This window comes from Promicromonospora sp. MEB111 (genome assembly GCF_030209445.1).
Lineage (GTDB): Bacteria > Actinomycetota > Actinomycetes > Actinomycetales > Cellulomonadaceae > Promicromonospora.
In genome coordinates this window covers 1-1,244 of sequence record NZ_JARVSD010000032.1, presented here as the reverse complement: position 1 = coordinate 1,244, position 1,244 = coordinate 1, and the positions used below count along the sequence as shown (strand labels likewise).

Below are 1,244 nucleotides of genomic sequence, written 5' to 3'. Positions count from 1 at the left end.
GGCGAGGAGGCGCGCCGGCCCGGGCAGCTCGCGCGCCCCGCCGCGCGCGGCGCCCCGGCCCGTCGTCCGCTGCCGCGCGGCGCGCAGCTGCGGGGCGGCCACAACCAGGCCTACCAGGGCGAACACCGCCAGGACCGGCTGACGCAGGACCGCCGCGAGCAGCAGTGACGCGACCGCGGGGAGCAGCACGAGCGGCCACGGGACGCCGCCCGGCGCGGTGTCCGGCCGGGGTGCGAGCAGTGCGGCCGGACCGCGGGACCGGCGGATCACGAGGCGCCCGCCCCGGCGCAGGCGGGCCCATGTCCGGAGGGCAGCCCAGGGGCCGTCGGCACCCACGACGGTCCCGGCGTCGGGACCGGTCACCCGGACGACCAGCCAGGCCCGGGCGAGCCCGGCTGTGTCGAGACCGGCGGCGGCGTGACCGGGTCCGGGCCCGGCATCCGGGCCGGCCGCCCCCGGACCGGCGCCGTCCGGCCGCCGCACCCGCAGCACGGCGCCGGGCAGCAGGGGGCGCTCGCCGACCACCCGGTCGTCGGTCAGGCGCTCACCGTCGGCCGTCAGCGCCGCCCACCGCAGCTCGGGGCGGCGGGCGAGCGCGGCCAGCGGCGCGCGCACCTCGCCGAGCCGGCTGCCCGGCCGCAGGAGCACGTCCTCGCCCGGGTGCAGGGTCACGCGCACGGCGTCGTCGGGCGGCGGGGGTGTGGTCATGCCCCCAGCCTTGCGCCGGCCGGTCCGCGCCAGGGCCCTGACCAGGGTTTCTGTGCACAACCCCGGCTTCCACAGGCTCACCGTCGCGCTCCCTGGGGCACAACCCCTGGGGGACTGCCCCTACCCGGGACTGACGAGATGTACGACCAAGGGATGACACGACCAGGGAAGGATCAGGCCGACGCCCGATGTCCAGACCCGCCCCGGCTCCGTAGGTTCGTTGATGCCGGCCGAACCGGGGTCCACCCCGGGAAGGCCGGACCACTTCCGGGCCGCACACGGGACACGTTCCCGCAGGCGTCGCCCGGCGCGTGTCGCCACCGGCGGCCCGCGCAGCACGCAGCAGCGCCAGCATCCAGCGGCGCCAGCATCCAGCAGCGTCGATCACCGAGGAGAATCTCGTGGACACCACCGTGTACGTCCCGGCGGACCAGCCGGCTCCGGGTTCGGGCAGGGCCGCCCGTGCCGTCCGGGCCAGGAACCTGACGAAGACGTACGGCAAGGGTGAGGCGATCGTGCGCGCCCTGGACGGCGTG

The 1,244-nt window shown here is 77.9% G+C and carries 1 protein-coding gene; it reads right to left on the bottom strand.

Translation table 11 applies throughout. The annotated features are described in order from the left end of the window. A partial coding sequence (locus QRN56_RS27390; protein ID WP_502928853.1) for a serine/threonine-protein kinase occupies positions 1 to 708 on the bottom strand: 708 nt, incomplete at its 3' end. Positions 709 to 1,244: the final 536 nt, after the last annotated feature.